Here is a 17092-nt window from a genome sequence, read left to right on the forward strand (position 1 = left end):
CATCAGATGATGGAATGGTAGAGTAAAAGGATCCTCTTCTATTGGATCGCCTATGCTCGAATATTCTCTTGCCCATTGGATCGCATTCCTCACGGCCGCCGTTCTTCTGAACCTGTCGCCCGGTCCAGATATGGCTCTCATCCTCGGCCATACGATCAGGAGCGGAACAAGGGCTGGATTTTCAGCACTCTTCGGCATTTGGACCGGCTCGCTCGTCCACGTGCTTCTAGCTGCATTCGGTCTCTCCGCCGTTCTCGCCGCGTCGGCAACCGCCTTCACAGCCGTCAAGTGGATTGGGGCGCTCTATCTCGTGTGGCTCGGCATCCAGGCGCTGCGGGCAGGCGGCGGGACGGCTTTTGCGAAAGCCCAGGGCGAAACCTCAAGTTGGAGGCAGATTTACCGACAGGGTGTTCTCGTTGCGGCGCTCAACCCGAAGGTCGCCATCTTCTTTCTCGCGTTCCTGCCGCAGTTCGTCGTCGAAGGCGCTGGCCCAGCCTGGTTGCAACTCGCCGTGCACGGCCTCCTGATCATTGTCGTGGCGGCGTTCATCGAGCCGCCGCTTATCCTTGCCGGCGGACGGTTCACGGATCTTATCAAGAGGAATGGCCGCATCTCTGTTTGGCTTGACCGTGGCCTTGGCGCGCTTTTCGTAGCACTCGGCATCCGCTTGGCGTTGACGACCCGCTAGATCATCTCACCGCTTTCGTTGAAAACGGTGAAATGATCTCTCTGAAACCACGCAATCCCGAACGGAAAACCGTTACACGCTTTTCGTGGCACTGCTTTAAAATATGGGCTCCGTCGGGGCGGATTGAACTCTTGCCCATGGCGCGACGGACAAGCACTCGACAAGGTAATCCATGAGCGCCACCACACGCGCCGGCCGCAAGGTGCCAGGCGGGGTCAGAAGATTTAGCGCAATGTCATTGATGCGCCACCCAGGCAACACTTCTTCGAGCTTTCCCTCGGCCAGATCTTTCCAGACCATGAATTCCGGCTGAAGCGCCAGGCCATATCCCGCCATCAGTGCCGGAGTGAGCGCTTCAGCATTATTGAACTTCAGCCTCCCCCGCACAGAAACGATGTACTCGTCGCCGCATCGGTGGCGAAAGCGCCAGAGTTCGGGTGAGGGGAGATTGGTGTAGATCAGGCAGGCGTGCTGCTCCAGGTCGCGAGGGTGGGTGGGCCGGCCCCATTGATCGAGGTAGGCGGGGGACGCGACGAGCGGGCGACGCACAGCGCACAGCTTGCGGGCGCGAAACGAAGAGGTTGTCAGAGCCGCAATTCGCAAGGCGAGATCAAAGCCGCCGGCAACGAGATCTTCAATGTGATCGCTGAGCGAGAGCTCGATATCGACCTGGGGATAGCGCTCGAGGAAGGCCGGAATGAGGGGAGCCAGATAGCTCACGCCAAATGACATGGGAGCGGTGACGCGGACCAGTCCGCGCGGATTGAGCGCCTGTTCCGTTGCTTCGGCTTCGATGGTTTCGCCGTCGGCAAGAATGCGTGCCGCCTTGTCGCGTGCGGCTTCTCCCGTTGTGGTGAGCGATATCCGGCGGGAAGTCCGGTGCAGGAGTGCCGCGCCGAGCCGTTGTTCGAGACGGCTGATTGCCTTCGAGATCGTCGGCTGCGACATCCCAAGAGATTCAGCTGCTTTTGCAAAAGAGCCGGTCTCCGCAACACGGGCAAAGACTGCCCAGGCCTCAAGGTCAGGAAGTTTGCTCATGTAAATCTTGGAATGAATGTCTTTCCGCGCGTTCAATTCTGCATGATCCGAGATCATGCTATTTGAGGAGAGGCGTCAAGGAAAACTTCAAGATGTCTCTCAGGCTTCCTCGTCAACATCGAAATCCGGGACATGGTCGCCGAACGCCAGGCTTTTCGGCGTCCTGCGTTCATGACGTGTGGGCAATGGCATGGTCAGGCAAGTATTTCAGGTCGCCACCTATAATAGAATTGCTTACGCGGCCGGCGGTCCTCGTACGCCGGCGGAACACGTCAATCGACCTCACTTTCGGCACCCATGATATCCCTTGTCCCGACTGAAGCCGAACGGCATCACTTGAGAAGCACGCTAACCACAATGGCGCTCTGTACCGGTACTGCAATTCTCTCCGCATGTGTCGCGCCCGAGACCATGCTACGCGGCGTTGGGGGGAATCCAGTCGCGGCGCTGCCGCTCGAGCCGCAGGGTGTGGCAGGGGAGTGGCTGGACCCGAACGGATTCGTCTCAAGCTTCAGCGGGGGAGAATTCAAAACTCGCACGACCGACACCAACCAGGTGCTCGCCTACGGCACCTATGTCAGTTCCACCCCGCATCTCATCGAGATTCGCATGACGTCCCTGCTGCGCAACCGCACGACCAGGGTCAATTGTGCGCTTGTCGGTCCGAGCCAGTTGAACTGCACGGCCGAATCCGGATCGCGTTTCACGCTCCAGCGCCGGGCGGCGGTCTCCGATTCGGGCACGGCGAACGCGATCGTCGGTCCCGGCTAACGCCGGTCGGCGGTCGCCAAAGTGTGCGGATCGTTGTCGCGCGCGCCGTGCGAACAGAGACAGTAATCCGGAGGCTGGATATGGAAACGAGCTTCGATGTAGGACACGCCTCTCACGCGCTTGGGGCCATGGCGCATGCCCATCGGCTGCTCATCCTCGAATTGCTACTCGAGCGCGAATGGTCCGTTGGCACGCTCGCCGTTCGGGTCGGGCTCAGGCAGGCGACATTATCGCAGCATCTGGCGAAACTACGCGTGGCAGGCGTTGTCCAGTATCGGCGAGAAGCGCAGACGGTTCTTTATTCATGCCGTTCCGACTTCGTCATGCGTATCATGGATGCATTGAAAAAACGTCGATGAGGCGCTGTTGAGCCAGGAAGAGCGTTCTGAATTGTAACCTGGTTTCGCGCAGGCGCGGATCAGGCGCGGCAGCCGGAAGCCGCCGCGCCTTGCTAATCACTCGGCCGCGAGCGTCTGCTCGCCGCTGTTCAGCGTCATCAGCCTCCTGGCGCGCGCGAGGCTTTCGGGCTGTTCGTTGCCGTACCGAGCGCCGATTTCCATCATCAGGACGGTGTCGGGCAGGAATTCGAGTTCGCTGAAAATGCTATCCCAGTCGATATCACCCCAGCCGAGCGGCATGTGCAGGTCGCCTATGCCGAGCGCAGTCGATTCCTGAGGGTGGAACGCCTTGTAAAACCCTTGCGGGCGGCCGAAGGAATCATGGACATGCAGATGCCCGGCAACCGGTGCCATGGCGCGAAGCTGTTCGCGGAAATCGAGTCCGCGATAGGTCGATTCGATATAGGCATGGCTGAAGTCGATCAGCGCCACCAGGTTAGGGTGATCGACCGCCTTCACCGTTTCCGCCAGCTCGACGGGCGTCTGCCGGTATTGGCCCGGTTCAGTGGTGAAGATGTTCTCGAACGCGATGCGCACTCCATAGGGTTTGCAGAACTCGGCAAGCTCGAACAGGGCTTCCCGCTCGCGCCGATCTGCGGCCGCCCGGTCGAAGATCTGGTCGGCACGCAGAAAGCCGCCGTGCTGGACGAGGACACGCGCATCGATCCGGTCACATAGCTCGACCAGCGCCTTCGCCGCGTCGATCTGGTAGCGGCAGGTGACCGGGTCCATGAAATTTGACGATACGAGGCCGTGGACCGTATAGCGGAACTCGAACTGGCTGGTGAGCGCCACGAGCCTGTCGGCCCTTTCCTTGATGATGCGGCCGCCGGCGATAAGGTCGAGGCTGGTGAGCCCCAGTTCAACCGTGTCGACGCCGATTCCGGCGAGGCGGTGCAGGTCCGCTTCGAGACTGTCCAGTTCGCCGTCGGTCGAGCCGGAATTGAAGCCTGTCGCGATGATGTTGCCCATTGTTCGTCTCCGATCGTAGGATTTTGGGTTATGCGTTGACCAGTGTTTCCGCGCGCAGTCTCAGGGCCAGATCCGGACTGTCGGAGGTGAGGTGTCCGATACCGCGGTCGAGCCATTTGCGGATGAGTTCCTCATCGTTCAGCGTCCACACGCAGAGCCGGTCGAGCGGCATGGTCCTGGTGACGAGGTCCCATTCGCGCCCCATCAGTTCATGATGGACGGCGACGATCTCGACCAAATCGTCGACGCGGCCGAGAAAGCTCTGCAGTCCATCCTGCTTGTCGGCCCACGCCGCGTTGACGGAGACGAGCCGCCGGATGTGCGGCGCACGGCGACGGCAAAGCTCGAGGACCGACGTGTCGAAGGAGGTGAGATAGCTGCGGTCGTCGAGGCCGAAGCGGGCGATCTCTGACGCCACCTTCTCGACGATGCCCGGGTAAGGCGTGCCGGTTGTGTGCGACTTGATCTCCACATGCAGCGTCTTGTCCTTTGCCGGGGCGAGCACCGAAAGCACGTCGGCAAGGGTGGGGATGTTCTCGTCAGTGCCTCTCAGCTTGATCCGTGCACGGGTTTCGGGCGTGAGCGCGCGCACCGGACCGTCGCCCTCGGCCGTCCGTTCGAGCGTTGCGTCATGGATGACGACGAGCTCTCCAGCGTCTGTGAGGTGCACGTCGAATTCGACGGCGTCCACGTTGAGCGCAAGCACGTTGCGAAAGCCCGTCAGGGAGTTTTCCGGCCAGAGATTGCGGCCGCCACGATGTCCGGTGATGAGTGTCATTAGCTGGTCCTGTTGGAGTATCTGAACGGTTCAGCGCACCGTCGGATCGAGCTTGTCGCGCAGCCAGTCTCCGACGAGCGAGATCGACAGCGTGGTCAGCATGATGACGAGTGCGGGGGCAAGCATGATCCAGGGTGCGCGCGTGAGGTATTCGCGTCCGAAGCCCACCATGTTGCCGAGGCTGGTTTCCGGCGGTTGCACGCCGAGGCCAAGGAAGGAGAGGCCGCTTTCCATCAGGATGATCTCGGGGAAGGTCAGCGTCATCGACACGATGAGCGTGGAAGCGACGTTGGGCAGGATGTGACGCAGATAGACTCTCGCCGGTGTCGCCCCCAACTGCACCACGGCGGCTGCATAGCCCTGCGCGCTTGCGGAAATCGCCAGGCCACGGGCGATGCGCGCGTAGCGCTCCCAGCCGTAAAAGCCCATCAGGCAGACCAGAAGCACCATTGACGAGCCGAAAAAGGCGAGAACGGCGAGCGACATGATCAGAAACGGCAGGGCCGCTTGGAAGTCGGCCAGCACCAGCACGAGATGTTCGACCGCACCACGGAATTTGGCAGCGGCAAAACCAAGCGCCGTTCCGAAGACCGCCGACAGGATCGTCGCGCCAAAAGCGATGACGAGCGAGACGCGGATCGACTGGATGAGGCGGGAGAGCACGTCGCGGCCCAGCTCATCGGTGCCCAACCAGTGCTTGGCATTACCGGGTGATGCGAGCCGGTTGGTCAGATCCATCGCGGTGATGCCGTAGGGTCTCAAGGCGTCGGCAAAGCAGGCCACCAGGACCATGGCCGCCAGCCAGAAAATGCCGAGCCCGACCGAAAAGGGTACGTGGCGGCGAAGATACGAGATCAGCCCGAGAACGCCGCTGCGTGCCGATTGTGTTTGGGCCGATTGCTTTTGTGCCATGTCTGCCGAGGTCATCGCCGTTCCTCAATGTGCAGTTTGCGCGCGCAGGCGCGGGTCGAGCCAGCCGTAGAGCAGATCGACGACAAGATTCGAGATAACCATGGTGGCCGCGATCATCAGGAGGATGCACTGGACGACAGCCAGATCGCGGTTGCTGACGGAGACCACCAGAAGGCGGCCGATGCCGGGCCATGAAAAAATCGACTCGACCACGACGGCGCCGGCGATCAGCGAACCGACCATGAAGCCGACAATGGTGACGATCGGCACTGCCGCGTTCGGCAAAGCATGGCCCCAGACGACGTCCGACCACTTCAGCCCCTTTGCGGAGGCCGTCCGGATGTAGGGCTGGCCCATCACTTCGATCATGGCGCTGCGCGAGAAGCGTGCCAGGATGCCGATGCCGCCGATGCTCATGGTGATGGTCGGGAGGATGCTATGCATCCACGTGTCCTGACCCCCAGAGGGAAGAACGCCGAGGATCACGGAGAAGATCAACACCAGCAGCAATCCCATGACGAAGGAAGGGATGGTGAAGCCAAAAATCGCCAGCAGGATCACGCCGCGATCAGCAAAGCTCTGCCGATGAAGGGCCGCGTACACACCCGCCGGGATGCCGATCAGGAGCTTCAGCAGGAGCGCCGGAACGGTCAGTTGCAGCGTCGCCGGAATACGCTCCAGAACGAGATGCAGGGCCGAGGCCTCGTCGCGCATCGAGACGCCGAAATCTCCGGAGAAGATCGATTTGATGTAGGCGAGATATTGCACCCAGAGCGGCTGATCCAGGCCCCAGGCCTTGCGGAAGGCGTCCACAGCGTCCTGCGGAACATCCGGGCCGAGCATCACCTGTGCCGGATCGCCCGACATGCGCAGCACGACGAAAGCGAAGGTGACGACGGCGAAAATGGTGATCACGGCGCGAAGCAGGCGGGTAAGAACGAAGCGTATCATCGTCACCTCCCGTTATGCGGCGACCGGCGCGGTTTCGCCGGGGACCAGGTGACAGGCCGCGGTTCGGCCGCCTCCGATCGAACGAAGATCCGGCGCGCTTGTCCGGCAGATGTCGCTCGCCAGGGGGCACCGCGGGTGGAATGCGCATCCGGAGGGACGGTTGGCGGGGTTCGGCGGCTCGCCCTGCAGGATCCTGCGCCCCTCGAGTATCCTGCCCGGAACAGGTACGCTCGATACCAGGGCCTCAGTGTAAGGATGTCTGGGCGACTGAAAAATCACGTCGGAGGATGCCTCCTCGACGATCTGTCCGAGATACATCACGGCGACACGGTCCGCGATGTTGCGCACGACTTTCAGGTCATGGCTGATGAAGATCATGGCGATCCGATTCTGTTCCTGAAGGTCGCGCAGCATATTGACCACTTGCGCCTGGATGGAGACGTCCAACGCCGAAACAGGTTCATCGCAGACCAGTAACCGCGGACGGGAAGCGAGCGCCCTTGCGATGACCGCGCGCTGGCGCTGGCCGCCCGAAAGCTCGTGCGGAAAACGGCCGGCCTGATCTCGGCGCAAGCCGACGGCGGACATGAGTTCCTCGACACGGGCGGCACGATGTTCCTTCGGAATGAGCTTGTGAATATCCAGGGGCTCTCCGATCTGGGTGGCGATCGTCAACCGCCGGTCGAGTGCGGCAAGCGGATCCTGGTAGACGAATTGCATTCTGGCGCGTAGCGCCCGCCATTCGGCTGTCCCGGGGGCTGCCATCGGCTTGCCCTCGAATTTCACCTCACCGGATTGCGGCGGATCGATGCCGAGGAGCATGCGCCCCAGCGTGGATTTTCCGGATCCCGATTCGCCGACAATGCCAAGGGTTTCGCCCGGCATCAGTTTGATCGAGACCCCGTTCACGGCGCGAACGGGTGTCGGCGTGCCAAGGAGGCCACGGCGGACCTGATAGACCCGCACCAGGTTATTGGCTTCGAGGAGGGCGCTAGTCACGATACGGCTTCCAGAGTTCGTGTCCTGACCGGTGGCGCCGAGACGACGGGGACAGGCCGGTGGCAGGCCAGCTGCCGGCCATCATGCATCGGCGCGAGGCTCGGCAAGTCACTGCGACAAGCCTCCACGGCGCGCCCGCAGCGGGGAGAGAAGGCGCATCCGGCGGGAAGATTTTTCGGATTCGGCACGGTGCCGGGAATCGGGACCAGCCGTTGGCGGGGACCATCGATCCGCGGGATCGCGTCGAACAGGCCGCGGGTATAGGGATGGCGCGGTTCGGAGAACAATTGCTCCATGCGGCCCTGTTCGACGATGCGGCCCGCATACATGACGCAGACGCGCTCGCAGACCTGTGACACGGCGCCAAGATCGTGGCTGATGAACACCATCGCCATGCCGGTTTCCGCCCGAAGCTGGACGAGAAGATCGAGGATTTGCGCCTGGATCGTCGCGTCGAGCGCGGTCGTTGGCTCGTCGGCGATAAGGAGATCAGGTTGACCGGCAAGCGCCATCGCGATCATTAGGCGCTGGCATTGGCCGCCGGAAAATTCGTGGGGATAGAGATCGAAGCGGCGCCGGGCATCCGGAATGCCGACCATATCCATCAGTCTGAGGGCTTCAGTCTTGGCCGCCTCACCATGAAGCCCGCGATGGATCGCCAGTGCTTCGGTAATCTGTCGTCCGATACGGATCACGGGATTGAGGGAACTCGATGGGTCCTGGAAGATCATTGCGATACGGCCACCGCGAACCTCCTCCAGCACATGGCGGGAGGTACCGCAGATTTCGCGGCCCTCGATCCGAACGGAACCGGTGACGCTCGCCTTGCCCGGAAGCAGGCCCAGCGCCGCAAGCCAGGTCACCGATTTGCCGCATCCGGATTCGCCGACAAGCCCCACGGACTCGCCGCGCCCGACATCAAGGTCGATGCCGTGCAGGACCTGGACGCCGTCAAAGGCAACTCTCAGGCTGCGCAATTCCACGAGGTTGGGGATCATTCCACTGACCTCCTTCGATGTCCGCGCTTGCGTGCCTTCCGGTTCGCAACGGCGCGTGCTGAAAAGGGGAAAGACACCGGGACCTTCGGGCCGCCGGTGTCTTTTTGTTTGCGGATCACATGGTCCAGTTGCTGGCGCGGAAGTCCATTGCGAAGGCCGGAGCAGCCTTCCACTTCAGCGACGACTTCATGCCGGTGAAGACGGCGTTCTGGTGCAGAACCTGATAGACCGGGTCTTCGCGCTCGCAGATTTCGAGCATGCGGGCGAATGCCTTCTTGCGCAGGGCCGGATCGGTGCTGGTTTCCAGAACGACCGACAGTTCGTTTGCCTCGGCATTGGTCCAGTCCTTCTTCTGCTGGACTTCGCCGTTCGGGCCGAACTGGGCGACCATCGGCGTTACCGGGTCGTTGATATTGGCCGAGGCCGACCAGTCGCGGACGCCCTTGACGCCGGACGGATCGTGGATCTGGCCCCAGTTTTCCTTCATTTCGATCTCGACGTTCAGGCCCACCTGTTTCCACATCTCCACCATGACCTGACCGTTGGCGGTCTGGTTGGTGTAGTAGTTGTTGAGCAGGCGGAAGGGGATCGGATCACCTTTGTATCCCGCCTGTTTCAGAAGGTCCTGGGCCAGTTGCGGATTGTATTCGGGCGCTTTCCAGTCCTTGATGAACATGTCGCCATAGGACGAGAATTGAAGCCCGTCCGGAACCACGGTCTGGCCGGCCCAAAGCGCATCGACGATCGCCTGGCGGTCGATCGAATGCGTCATGGCGCGGCGCACGAGCGGATCGGCCAACACCGGATTCTGTACGTTGAAGACCGAAATGCGATGGTTGAGAATGGTGGAACCCTGCACCTCGAAGCCCGATGCGGCGCGAACGGCGCCGATCTGATCCGGCGGCAGGTCGCAGGCGAAATCATATTCTCCGGAGAGCAGACCGTTTACACGGGACGAAACCTCGGGAACTTCCACGAAACGGATCTCTTCGAGCGGCGGGCGGCCACCCCAATATTCGTCAAAGGCGACCAGCGTCAGGGAAACGTCCGGCTTGTACTCGCCGACCATATAGGGGCCGGTCGTGACCGGCTTGCGGGCCCAATCGGCGTAGGTCGCAGCTTCGTCCCAAGCACGACGGTTTGCGATCTGGCTGCCGAATGCATAGAGGCGACCTTCGAGCGTGATGTCCGGTGTCGCATTGTGGAAGCGCACGGTATACTTGTCGACCGCTTCGACGCCGGCGAGCGCCGGCCAGAGACGACGGCCGATGCCCGGAACGGAGGCAGGCAATTCCTTCGCCGTCGTGGGCTTGTGTTCATCGGCGAAGATCGTCTTGCCGCCGGCGGGCTGCGTATCGCCGAAGAGGCGTTGGGCCGAGAAGCTGAAGACGACATCGTCGGAGGTCAGTTCGTCGCCATTGTGGAACTTGACGCCCTGGCGCAGCTTGAGTTCAAGCGTCTTGTCGTCGATCCGCTTCCATTCGGTGGCGAGACCCGGGACCGGACCCTGGCTGCCCATCCAGTCGCGCAGGATCAGGCCCTCCCAGAAATTGGGAAAGAAAATGCGCTCGCCGACGTTCGACTGTTCGTTCCAGATGTCGAGCGTGTTGTTGTTGGTGATCTTCTGGACGGCGATCGTGACGGACGGGCGCTTGCCCTGGCTGAAGGCCATGCGCGGCAGTATCAGGCTGCCGGCGGTGGCTCCCATTAGTCCAAGCGCGCTGCGTCGGGTGATTGAAAGCATCTGGATCCTCTCCTTCTACAAGGGACAACTCAAAAAGCGCAGAAATCTGTCTTGTGCATTCCGGGTGTCGGCTTCTTGATAATCCTGTGAATTTTCAGTGACATCGCCTGCACCCGCGAGGGCGCCAGTCATACCGGCGTTGGAATCTTCACCGCGCGCTCGGCCGGATTAACGGGTGCTGCGGAAAAGACGGTGCTCAAGGCCGCCGACAGTTCCTCGACGCCGGTAGCGACCAGTGTCGCGCCCGCCTCGGCGAGCACCGCGCTACGCCCCTCGCGAGGGTCCGCAGGGTCGACGAAGCCGATCCCGCTCATTCCGGCGGCGACGGCGCCGGCAATTCCGTGAGGGCTGTCGTCGATCACCAGGCACTTGGCTGGGTCGACGCCAATGGTTTCGGCACACAGCAGGAAGAGATCGGGCGCAGGCTTGGCACGCGCGACCATGTCGGCGCTGAAGATGTTCGGGGCGAATTCATCCCAGAGATCGAAGAGACCGAGACTGTTCTCCAAGCGCTCCATCGTGCTGTTGGATGCGACACATTTCATGTGCGGCAGGGAGCGGATGAGCTCTGCAATGCCCGGCATCGGCGCCAGCGAACGGGCGAACTCGGCGTAGAGATTGTCGCGGGCATCCGCAAAAATACCGTCGACGTCCTTAAGCCCCAACTCCTGGATACAAATGTCTCTTGCATCCGCCTCCGAATAACCGGTGAACCGCTTGTGGACCTCGGCGTGGGACAATGTTGCGCCAGCGCTCTGCAACGCCTTCCAAAAGACACGGCTTGCGACAGGTTCGCTGTCTATCAACACGCCGTCGCAGTCGAAAATAAGCAGTTCTGGGGTCATCATGATGCACGTGCCTGGTGGTTTATGCGGGCATGTTGGAATGCAGGAAGGCGAACTCCCGAAGAGTTTCGGATTGCCGTTTTCCAATTCGGTTGCTGACCGGCTGGCTCGGCGTGAGAATTGTCTTCGACCGAGCAACCGTGTTGCGCTGCTTCTAGGTTACAATTGTTACGCCGGTGTGACATTTGCTCAGGAGGAATTGAGCTTGGACATCCAGGAACTGATGGTGAAGGCGTCGTGGCTCTACCACGTGGAAGGTCTCACGCAGGCAGAGATCGGCGAACGGATGAACCTCACGCGGCGTCGGGTGAATGAGCTGCTCGCCGCCGCGCTACACAAGGGCATCGTGCGGGTCAGCTTCAATTCCCCGCTTGCGGAGAGCGTCGAACTGGAAGCGCAGCTATGCAGCCGCTTCGGCCTCCAGGAAGCTGTGGTCGTGCCTACGCCCTCGGATTCTGGCCAGATGCATGCCGTGCTCGGCCGTGCCGCCGCCGCTTTCCTCGATCGCCTGATCCAGGTCCGCAAACCAGGGGCCATCGGTGTCGGCTGGGGTGCGACATTGCGTGAGACGGTGCAACATCTGACGACCAGGAACGAGCCGCATATCGAAATCTGCTCCATGATGGGTGGGCTGACGCGCGGTTCTGAAATCAACACCTTCGAAATCGTGCGTAGCTTCGCTGAGGTTCTCAATGCCAAGTGCCACTATTTCGCGGCACCGATCTATGCGAGCAGCGAGCAATCGCGCGATGTCATCATCGCGCAGCCGGTGTTCCAGGAGCTGCTTCGGGAAAGTTCAAACGTCGATATGTCCTTCCTGAGCGTCGGCGATGTCTCCGACCAGTCCCTGCAGGTCCGCTACGGACTGCCGTTGCAAAGCGACATACGGGAGCTTGTTGCGACCGGTGCCGTGGGCGATTTGCTCGGGCGCTACCTCGATGCCGAGGGGAGACCTGTCGATCATCCGCTCAACCGCCAGGTCATCTCGCCAGACCTTGCGGACTATCGCGGCATTCCCTGTCGCATAATCGCATCGGGTGGATCCCATAAGCGCGCCATTCTCTTGGCCACGCTGAAGGCGCGCTTGGCAACGGCGCTCGTTACGGACTCGGATAGCGCCCGTTGGCTGCTCATGCAGCCCCCGGCGGAGGTCGGCCGTTGATCAGCCGCGCTGGCAGCTCGATCAATGGCCGAACCAGTTTGAGGGCGAGGTCTGTCGCCCGCCGGGAGTCGCAATAAACTGGTTTCACATCGACGTGAGCTTCGGGGTCGGCGTGATGATTTCCTCGAGCATCCACCCTAGGGTGCGTCGATGATCAAGATGGTTGCTGCATTTCTGTCGTTCTTGGCGTTCCTGCCGTTTGCGATCGCACAGGAGGTCCCCTCCGTGCCTTCGCTGCTCGATGGCCTTGCTGCCCGCGACGATCTGAATGCATTGAAAACCGTCGTCATTGCCCGCGGCGGCAAGGTCGTCGCGGAACGCGGCTATCGCGGTCATACGCCTCGGGAATCGACCAATATCAAATCGGCATCGAAGGCTATCGTATCGGCGCTTGTCGGGATTGCGATCCACAAGGGTCTGCTCGAAGGGCCGGATCAGAAGATCGCGCCGATCCTGAAAAGCGAGCTGCCGGCTTCACCGGACCCGCGGATCAACGACATCACGATCGGCAACCTGCTTTCGATGCAGGCGGGACTTGGGCGGATGTCGGGGCCGAACTATGGACGCTGGGTCTCCAGCCGCAATTGGGTTCGTTTTGCGCTCGCGCAGCCCTTTGACGACGAGCCGGGAGGGCGGATGCTTTATTCGACGGCCTCTACCCATCTCCTTTCGGCGATCCTGACGAAAGTCGGCGGCAAATCGACCCTGGCGCTTGCGCGCGAATGGCTGGGACCGGTCGAAGGCTTCCGGATCGGCGCCTGGGAGCGCGATCCGCAGGGCATCTATCTCGGCGGCAACCAGATGGCGATGAGCGCCCACTCGCTGCTTGCTTTCGGAGAACTTTACCGCAATCGCGGCAGGACGGCCGAAGGCCGGCAGATCGTTCCGGAAGATTGGATCGATCTCTCATGGCAGGCGCGCACCAATTCCCGTTTCTCAGGCGACGCCTATGGCTACGGCTGGTTCGGACGGCAGATCGGCGGCGAGGACGTGTATTTCGCCTGGGGATATGGCGGCCAGATGCTCTATATCGTGCCGTCGCTGCAGCTCACCGTGGTGATGACCTCGGCGGAGAGCGGACCTTCGGCGCGCAATGGCTATCGTGACGCGCTGCACGGCGTCATGGCCGATATCGTAAGAACGGTTCGCGCATCCTGAAGGTGAGCCCACCGCAGGAATGGCATCCGCGCCTTCACTGTCCCGCGCCGAAGAACGCGTGCCGGGTGAAGAGCACGTAGTTCGATTCCGACACCATCAGTGCCACGAAAACCAATACGAGGAGGGGCGGCAGCAGGATCGCGTAGGTCAGCGCGAGGCGCTCCCAGGCCATGTGCATGAACACAGCGACGATGAGACCGGCCTTGAGCATCATGAAGATCAGGATCAGCGACCAGCGCAGATAACCCTCGAGGCCGAGGTAGTCCACCATGTAGGAGAAAGCGCTGAGGACGAACAACAGTCCCCAGACCAGAAGATAGAGCTTGATCGGGTGGTGTTGCTGCTGCTCGGCATGCGCCTCTACCGGAGCCATGATGCCCTCCTCACCAAAGATAGAAGAATGCAAAGATGAAGACCCAGACCAGATCGACGAAGTGCCAGTAGAGGCCGGTGATCTCGACGATTTCGTAGTGACCTTTGCGGCTGGTGAAGAAACCGCGCCGCTCCGTATCGAAATCGCCGCGCCAGACCTTGCGGGCAATGATCAGCAGGAAAATCACGCCGAACGTGACGTGGGTGCCGTGAAAGCCGGTGATCATGAAGAAGGTCGAGCCGAACTGCGCCGCTCCCCAGGGGTTGCCCCAGGGCCGCACGCCTTCAGCAATGAGCTTCGACCATTCGAAGGCCTGCATGCCGACGAAAGTGGCGCCGAACAGCGCCGTCAGAAGCATCAAAGCGGCCGTCTTGCGCCGGTCGCGGCGGTAACCGTAATTGACGGCCATCGCCATGGTGCCGCTGCTGGAGATGAGGACGAACGTCATGATCGCGATAAGGATCAGCGGCACATGGACGCCGCCGATCTCCAGCGCGAAGACCTCGCTCGGGTTCGGCCAGGGCACGGTTGTCGACATGCGCGCCGACATGTAGGCGATCAGGAAGCAGCCGAAGACGAACGTATCGCTCAGGAGAAAGATCCACATCATGGCCTTTCCCCAGGAGACGTTCTTGAATGCCCGCTGGTCCGAGGCCCAGTCGGAGGCAAAGCCGGCGAGGCCGGACGAGCGGGGCAGCGGTTCCAAGGCAGACGGCTTTAGCGGAGCAGACATGTCAGCGTTCCTATGTCAGCAATTGACGGCAGAGGTCGACGACGTCGTTGGCCCAACCGGAAAAGAGGGCGAAGAGAACCACCCAGACGGCCAGCATGAAATGCCAATACGTGGCGCAGAGCCCGATCGCGAGACGCGTCCGCCGGTCGATCGGCGCGTCCCATGTGCGCAGCGCGACGCGCCCCAGCGCCGCAAGTCCGCCGACGATGTGCAGGCCGTGCATTCCGGTGATCATGTAGAAAAAGCTGTTGGCTGGGTTGCCGCTCAAGAGGTAGCCGGCCGAAGAGAGCGCTCGCCAGGCGAAAAGCTGTCCAACGAGAAAGGCGAGGCCAGCGGCGAGCGCGACGAGCAGACTGGTCCGTGCCGCTTCGTCGTTCCGCCGCTCGGCTTCGACCTTTGCCCAATGCAGGGTCACGCTGCTCAAGACGAGAACGCCGGTATTGATCCAGAGGAAGCGCGGCAGCGGCATTGGCGACCAGTCGGACGAGGCCATGCGCATGAAGTAGGCGCTGATGAAAAGCGTGAAGAGCGCGCCGACGACCGCGAGAAAGACGCCGAGACCGATCTTGGCGGCCGGCACCGGCTCGATGCCACGGTGGTCGTGCGTGTGCCCAACTTCCAGCCACGGTTTCGAGGCCAGTCGCTGCTGTGCCAGCCACCAGGCGATGATGACGGCGATGACCGCCAGGAAGACCATCACGACCGTCATAAAGTGGCCTCATGGGACATGCGTCCGGGCGCCGGCTGGTTCTGCGGAATGAAGTCCTCGGGCGCGCCCGGGACGCTATAGTCGTAGGCCCAGCGATAGACGATCGGCAGTTCCTTGCCCCAGTTGCCGTGGGGCGGCGGCGTTTCGGGTGTTTGCCATTCGAGCGTCGTTGCGCGCCAGGGATTGCCGCCGGCCTCTCTGCCATGGCGCAGGCTCCAGACCAGGTTGAAGAGAAAGACGATCTGGGCCGCGCCGACGATGAGCGCTGCGACGCTGATGAACGCGTTGAGGCTGTGAACGGAGTCCGTCACGAACGACGCATCGCCAAGCTCGTGGTATCGCCGCGGCACGCCAACAAGGCCGAGATAGTGCATCGGGAAGAAGATCGCATAGGCACCAAGGAAGGTGATCCAGAAATGCAGTTGACCGAGCGCCTCGTTGAGCATGCGTCCGGTGACCTTGGGATACCAATGGTAAATCGCGCCGAAGATGACGAGAATCGGCGCAACGCCCATCACCATGTGGAAATGCGCCACCACGAACATGGTATCGGAGAGCGGCACATCGATGACGACATTGCCGAGGAAGAGGCCGGTCAGCCCGCCATTGACGAACGTGACGATGAAGGCGAGCGCGAAAAGCATCGGCAATGTCAGGTGAATGTCGCCGCGCCAAAGCGTCAGCACCCAATTGTAGACCTTGATTGCCGTCGGCACGGCGATGATCAGGGTCGTGGTCGCGAAGAAGAAACCGAAATACGGGTTCATGCCGCTGACATACATATGGTGCGCCCAGACCACGAAGGAGAGCGCGCCGATGATGACGATCGCCCAGACCATCATCCGGTAGCCGAAGATGTTCTTGCGGGCATGGGTGCTGATGAGATCGGAAACTATGCCGAAAGCGGGCAGGGCGACGATATAGACTTCCGGATGGCCGAAGAACCAGAAGAGGTGCTGGAACAGGATCGGACTGCCGCCGCCATATTCCAACTGCTCTCCCATCTCGGCGATCGCCGGCATGAAGAAGCTCGTACCGAGCAGGCGGTCGAAGAGCATCATGACGCAGGCGACGAACAGCGCCGGGAAGGCGAGGAGCGCCATGACCGTGGCGGTGATGATGCCCCAGACCGTCAGCGGCATGCGCATCAGCGTCATGCCACGGGTCCGGCCCTGCAGGACCGTGACGACATAATTGAGGCCGCCCATCGTGAAGCCGATGATGAAGATAATCAGCGAAGAGAGCATGAGGATGATGCCCCAGTCCCTGCCGCCCGGTGTGTTGGAGAGGATCGCCTGCGGCGGATAAAGCGTCCAGCCCGCTCCAGTCGGTCCGCCGGGCGCGAAGAAGCTTGCGGCCAGCACCAGCACCGCGAGCAGATAGATCCAATAGCTCAGCATGTTCGCGTAGGGAAAGACCATGTCGCGAGCGCCGACCATCAGCGGAATGAGATAGTTGCCGAAGCCGCCGAGGAAGAGCGCGGTGAGCAGATAGATCACCATGATCATTCCATGCATGGTGATGAACTGGTAGTAGCGTTCCGCATCGATCAGTTCGAAGGTGCCGGGAAAGCCGAGTTGCAGGCGGATCAACCAGGAGAGCACCAGCGCGACCATGCCTATGGCGATTGCGGTCGTCGAATATTGGATGGCGATGATCTTCGCGTCCTGGCTGAAAACGTATCGGGTCCACCAGCTGTGCGGATGATAAAGTTCAACATCCTCGACTTCGGCGGGCGGGACCGCCTCGCCAATACCTGACCGGACGTCGACCATCATGTTCCTCCCCGTTCCCTACCGCATGCTTCCTCAAACCGGAGCCGATTCAGGGGCAAAAACATGCAGTAATTCAAAGTGCTACAGC

General features: G+C 61.4%; 18 protein-coding genes. 5 read left to right on the forward strand and 13 right to left on the reverse strand.

What is annotated here, in order from left to right; translation table 11 throughout:
• Positions 1 to 52 precede the first annotated feature (52 nt).
• A complete protein-coding gene (locus tag ILFOPFJJ_RS04555; RefSeq protein ID WP_173509344.1) occupies positions 53 to 688 on the forward strand; it encodes a LysE family translocator in 636 nt (211 codons plus the stop codon).
• 96 nt (positions 689 to 784) lie between these two features.
• Here the strand turns inward: ILFOPFJJ_RS04555 and ILFOPFJJ_RS04560 are convergent, their stop codons facing one another.
• Positions 785 to 1726, reverse strand: coding sequence for a LysR family transcriptional regulator (locus ILFOPFJJ_RS04560; RefSeq protein WP_173509345.1), 942 nt, complete (start codon positions 1724 to 1726; stop codon positions 785 to 787).
• Positions 1727 to 2083: 357 nt separating this feature from the next.
• On the opposite strand from ILFOPFJJ_RS04560, the gene omp10 reads away from it, so the two are divergent.
• Together omp10 and ILFOPFJJ_RS04570 are read left to right on the forward strand one after the other, a co-directional pair.
• Complete coding sequence (gene omp10 / locus ILFOPFJJ_RS04565; protein ID WP_376741381.1) at positions 2084 to 2497, forward strand: outer membrane lipoprotein Omp10; 414 nt, start codon at positions 2084 to 2086, stop codon at positions 2495 to 2497.
• Between the two features lie 80 nt (positions 2498 to 2577).
• A complete protein-coding gene (locus tag ILFOPFJJ_RS04570; RefSeq protein ID WP_173509347.1) occupies positions 2578 to 2856 on the forward strand; it encodes an ArsR/SmtB family transcription factor in 279 nt (92 codons plus the stop codon).
• Between the two features lie 96 nt (positions 2857 to 2952).
• Here the strand turns inward: ILFOPFJJ_RS04570 and ILFOPFJJ_RS04575 are convergent, their stop codons facing one another.
• From ILFOPFJJ_RS04575 to ILFOPFJJ_RS04610, 8 genes are all read right to left on the reverse strand, one after another.
• Positions 2953 to 3867: a TIM barrel protein gene (locus ILFOPFJJ_RS04575; protein WP_173509348.1), complete on the reverse strand. Its 915-nt coding sequence runs from the start codon at positions 3865 to 3867 to the stop codon at positions 2953 to 2955.
• Between the two features lie 28 nt (positions 3868 to 3895).
• Complete coding sequence (locus ILFOPFJJ_RS04580) at positions 3896 to 4645, reverse strand: glycerophosphodiester phosphodiesterase family protein (RefSeq protein ID WP_173509349.1); 750 nt, start codon at positions 4643 to 4645, stop codon at positions 3896 to 3898.
• A 30-nt stretch (positions 4646 to 4675) separates the two neighbouring features.
• Complete coding sequence (locus ILFOPFJJ_RS04585; RefSeq protein ID WP_376741393.1) at positions 4676 to 5557, reverse strand: ABC transporter permease; 882 nt, start codon at positions 5555 to 5557, stop codon at positions 4676 to 4678.
• A 24-nt stretch (positions 5558 to 5581) separates the two neighbouring features.
• Entirely contained in the window at positions 5582 to 6508 is a 927-nt protein-coding gene (locus ILFOPFJJ_RS04590) for an ABC transporter permease (RefSeq protein ID WP_173509351.1), read from the reverse strand.
• 12 nt (positions 6509 to 6520) lie between these two features.
• Positions 6521 to 7507, reverse strand: coding sequence for an ABC transporter ATP-binding protein (locus ILFOPFJJ_RS04595; protein WP_173509352.1), 987 nt, complete (start codon positions 7505 to 7507; stop codon positions 6521 to 6523).
• The gene (locus ILFOPFJJ_RS04600) at positions 7504 to 8505 is read right to left on the reverse strand and encodes an ABC transporter ATP-binding protein (protein ID WP_173509353.1); all 1002 of its coding nucleotides are present in this window, start codon (positions 8503 to 8505) and stop codon (positions 7504 to 7506) included. The genes ILFOPFJJ_RS04595 and ILFOPFJJ_RS04600 overlap by 4 nt, the downstream gene beginning before the upstream one ends.
• A 115-nt stretch (positions 8506 to 8620) precedes the next feature.
• The gene (locus ILFOPFJJ_RS04605; protein ID WP_173509354.1) at positions 8621 to 10249 is read right to left on the reverse strand and encodes an ABC transporter substrate-binding protein; all 1629 of its coding nucleotides are present in this window, start codon (positions 10247 to 10249) and stop codon (positions 8621 to 8623) included.
• 128 nt (positions 10250 to 10377) lie between these two features.
• Positions 10378 to 11094 (reverse strand): HAD family hydrolase, encoded by a 717-nt coding sequence (locus tag ILFOPFJJ_RS04610; RefSeq protein ID WP_173510154.1) that lies wholly within the window; start codon positions 11092 to 11094, stop codon positions 10378 to 10380.
• A 223-nt stretch (positions 11095 to 11317) separates the two neighbouring features.
• Here ILFOPFJJ_RS04610 and ILFOPFJJ_RS04615 point away from each other — a divergent pair, with 223 nt between their 5' ends.
• The gene (locus tag ILFOPFJJ_RS04615) at positions 11318 to 12256 is read left to right on the forward strand and encodes a sugar-binding transcriptional regulator (RefSeq protein ID WP_376741394.1); all 939 of its coding nucleotides are present in this window, start codon (positions 11318 to 11320) and stop codon (positions 12254 to 12256) included.
• Positions 12257 to 12406: 150 nt separating this feature from the next.
• Positions 12407 to 13414: a serine hydrolase domain-containing protein gene (locus ILFOPFJJ_RS04620; protein ID WP_173509356.1), complete on the forward strand. Its 1008-nt coding sequence runs from the start codon at positions 12407 to 12409 to the stop codon at positions 13412 to 13414.
• A 34-nt stretch (positions 13415 to 13448) separates the two neighbouring features.
• Here the strand turns inward: ILFOPFJJ_RS04620 and ILFOPFJJ_RS04625 are convergent, their stop codons facing one another.
• Genes ILFOPFJJ_RS04625 through ctaD form a run of 4 tightly spaced genes read right to left on the reverse strand, consistent with a single transcriptional unit; the run spans position 13449 to position 17007 of the window.
• Positions 13449 to 13787, reverse strand: a complete 339-nt coding sequence (locus tag ILFOPFJJ_RS04625) for a cytochrome C oxidase subunit IV family protein (RefSeq protein ID WP_173509357.1) — start codon at positions 13785 to 13787, stop codon at positions 13449 to 13451.
• A 10-nt stretch (positions 13788 to 13797) separates the two neighbouring features.
• Positions 13798 to 14520, reverse strand: a complete 723-nt coding sequence (locus tag ILFOPFJJ_RS04630) for a heme-copper oxidase subunit III family protein (RefSeq protein WP_173509358.1) — start codon at positions 14518 to 14520, stop codon at positions 13798 to 13800.
• Positions 14521 to 14530: 10 nt separating this feature from the next.
• Positions 14531 to 15229 (reverse strand): cytochrome c oxidase subunit 3, encoded by a 699-nt coding sequence (locus ILFOPFJJ_RS04635; RefSeq protein WP_173509359.1) that lies wholly within the window; start codon positions 15227 to 15229, stop codon positions 14531 to 14533.
• Entirely contained in the window at positions 15226 to 17007 is a 1782-nt protein-coding gene (ctaD, locus tag ILFOPFJJ_RS04640) for a cytochrome c oxidase subunit I (protein ID WP_376741382.1), read from the reverse strand. Before ctaD ends, ILFOPFJJ_RS04635 begins: the two co-directional genes overlap by 4 nt.
• Between the last annotated feature and the right edge of the window lie 85 nt (positions 17008 to 17092).

The sequence above is a fragment of the Sinorhizobium psoraleae genome (genome assembly GCF_013283645.1).
Taxonomy (GTDB): domain Bacteria; phylum Pseudomonadota; class Alphaproteobacteria; order Rhizobiales; family Rhizobiaceae; genus Sinorhizobium; species Sinorhizobium psoraleae.

Bases quoted from the DNA above. Each gene is read 5' to 3' on its own strand.
- ILFOPFJJ_RS04555 (WP_173509344.1), top strand. From the start codon at position 53: ATGCTCGAATATTCTCTTGCCCATTGGATCGCATTCCTCACGGCCGCC.
- ILFOPFJJ_RS04630 (WP_173509358.1), bottom strand. From the start codon at position 14,520: ATGTCTGCTCCGCTAAAGCCGTCTGCCTTGGAACCGCTGCCCCGCTCG.
- ILFOPFJJ_RS04615 (WP_376741394.1), top strand. From the start codon at position 11,318: ATGGTGAAGGCGTCGTGGCTCTACCACGTGGAAGGTCTCACGCAGGCA.
- ILFOPFJJ_RS04560 (WP_173509345.1), bottom strand. From the start codon at position 1,726: ATGAGCAAACTTCCTGACCTTGAGGCCTGGGCAGTCTTTGCCCGTGTT.
- ILFOPFJJ_RS04610 (WP_173510154.1), bottom strand. From the start codon at position 11,094: ATGACCCCAGAACTGCTTATTTTCGACTGCGACGGCGTGTTGATAGAC.
- ILFOPFJJ_RS04625 (WP_173509357.1), bottom strand. From the start codon at position 13,787: ATGGCTCCGGTAGAGGCGCATGCCGAGCAGCAGCAACACCACCCGATC.
- ILFOPFJJ_RS04570 (WP_173509347.1), top strand. From the start codon at position 2,578: ATGGAAACGAGCTTCGATGTAGGACACGCCTCTCACGCGCTTGGGGCC.
- ctaD (WP_376741382.1), bottom strand. From the start codon at position 17,007: ATGATGGTCGACGTCCGGTCAGGTATTGGCGAGGCGGTCCCGCCCGCC.
- ILFOPFJJ_RS04580 (WP_173509349.1), bottom strand. From the start codon at position 4,645: ATGACACTCATCACCGGACATCGTGGCGGCCGCAATCTCTGGCCGGAA.
- ILFOPFJJ_RS04600 (WP_173509353.1), bottom strand. From the start codon at position 8,505: ATGATCCCCAACCTCGTGGAATTGCGCAGCCTGAGAGTTGCCTTTGAC.
- ILFOPFJJ_RS04620 (WP_173509356.1), top strand. From the start codon at position 12,407: ATGATCAAGATGGTTGCTGCATTTCTGTCGTTCTTGGCGTTCCTGCCG.
- ILFOPFJJ_RS04575 (WP_173509348.1), bottom strand. From the start codon at position 3,867: ATGGGCAACATCATCGCGACAGGCTTCAATTCCGGCTCGACCGACGGC.
- omp10 (WP_376741381.1), top strand. From the start codon at position 2,084: ATGGCGCTCTGTACCGGTACTGCAATTCTCTCCGCATGTGTCGCGCCC.
- ILFOPFJJ_RS04590 (WP_173509351.1), bottom strand. From the start codon at position 6,508: ATGATACGCTTCGTTCTTACCCGCCTGCTTCGCGCCGTGATCACCATT.
- ILFOPFJJ_RS04585 (WP_376741393.1), bottom strand. From the start codon at position 5,557: ATGGCACAAAAGCAATCGGCCCAAACACAATCGGCACGCAGCGGCGTT.
- ILFOPFJJ_RS04605 (WP_173509354.1), bottom strand. From the start codon at position 10,249: ATGCTTTCAATCACCCGACGCAGCGCGCTTGGACTAATGGGAGCCACC.
- ILFOPFJJ_RS04635 (WP_173509359.1), bottom strand. From the start codon at position 15,229: ATGACGGTCGTGATGGTCTTCCTGGCGGTCATCGCCGTCATCATCGCC.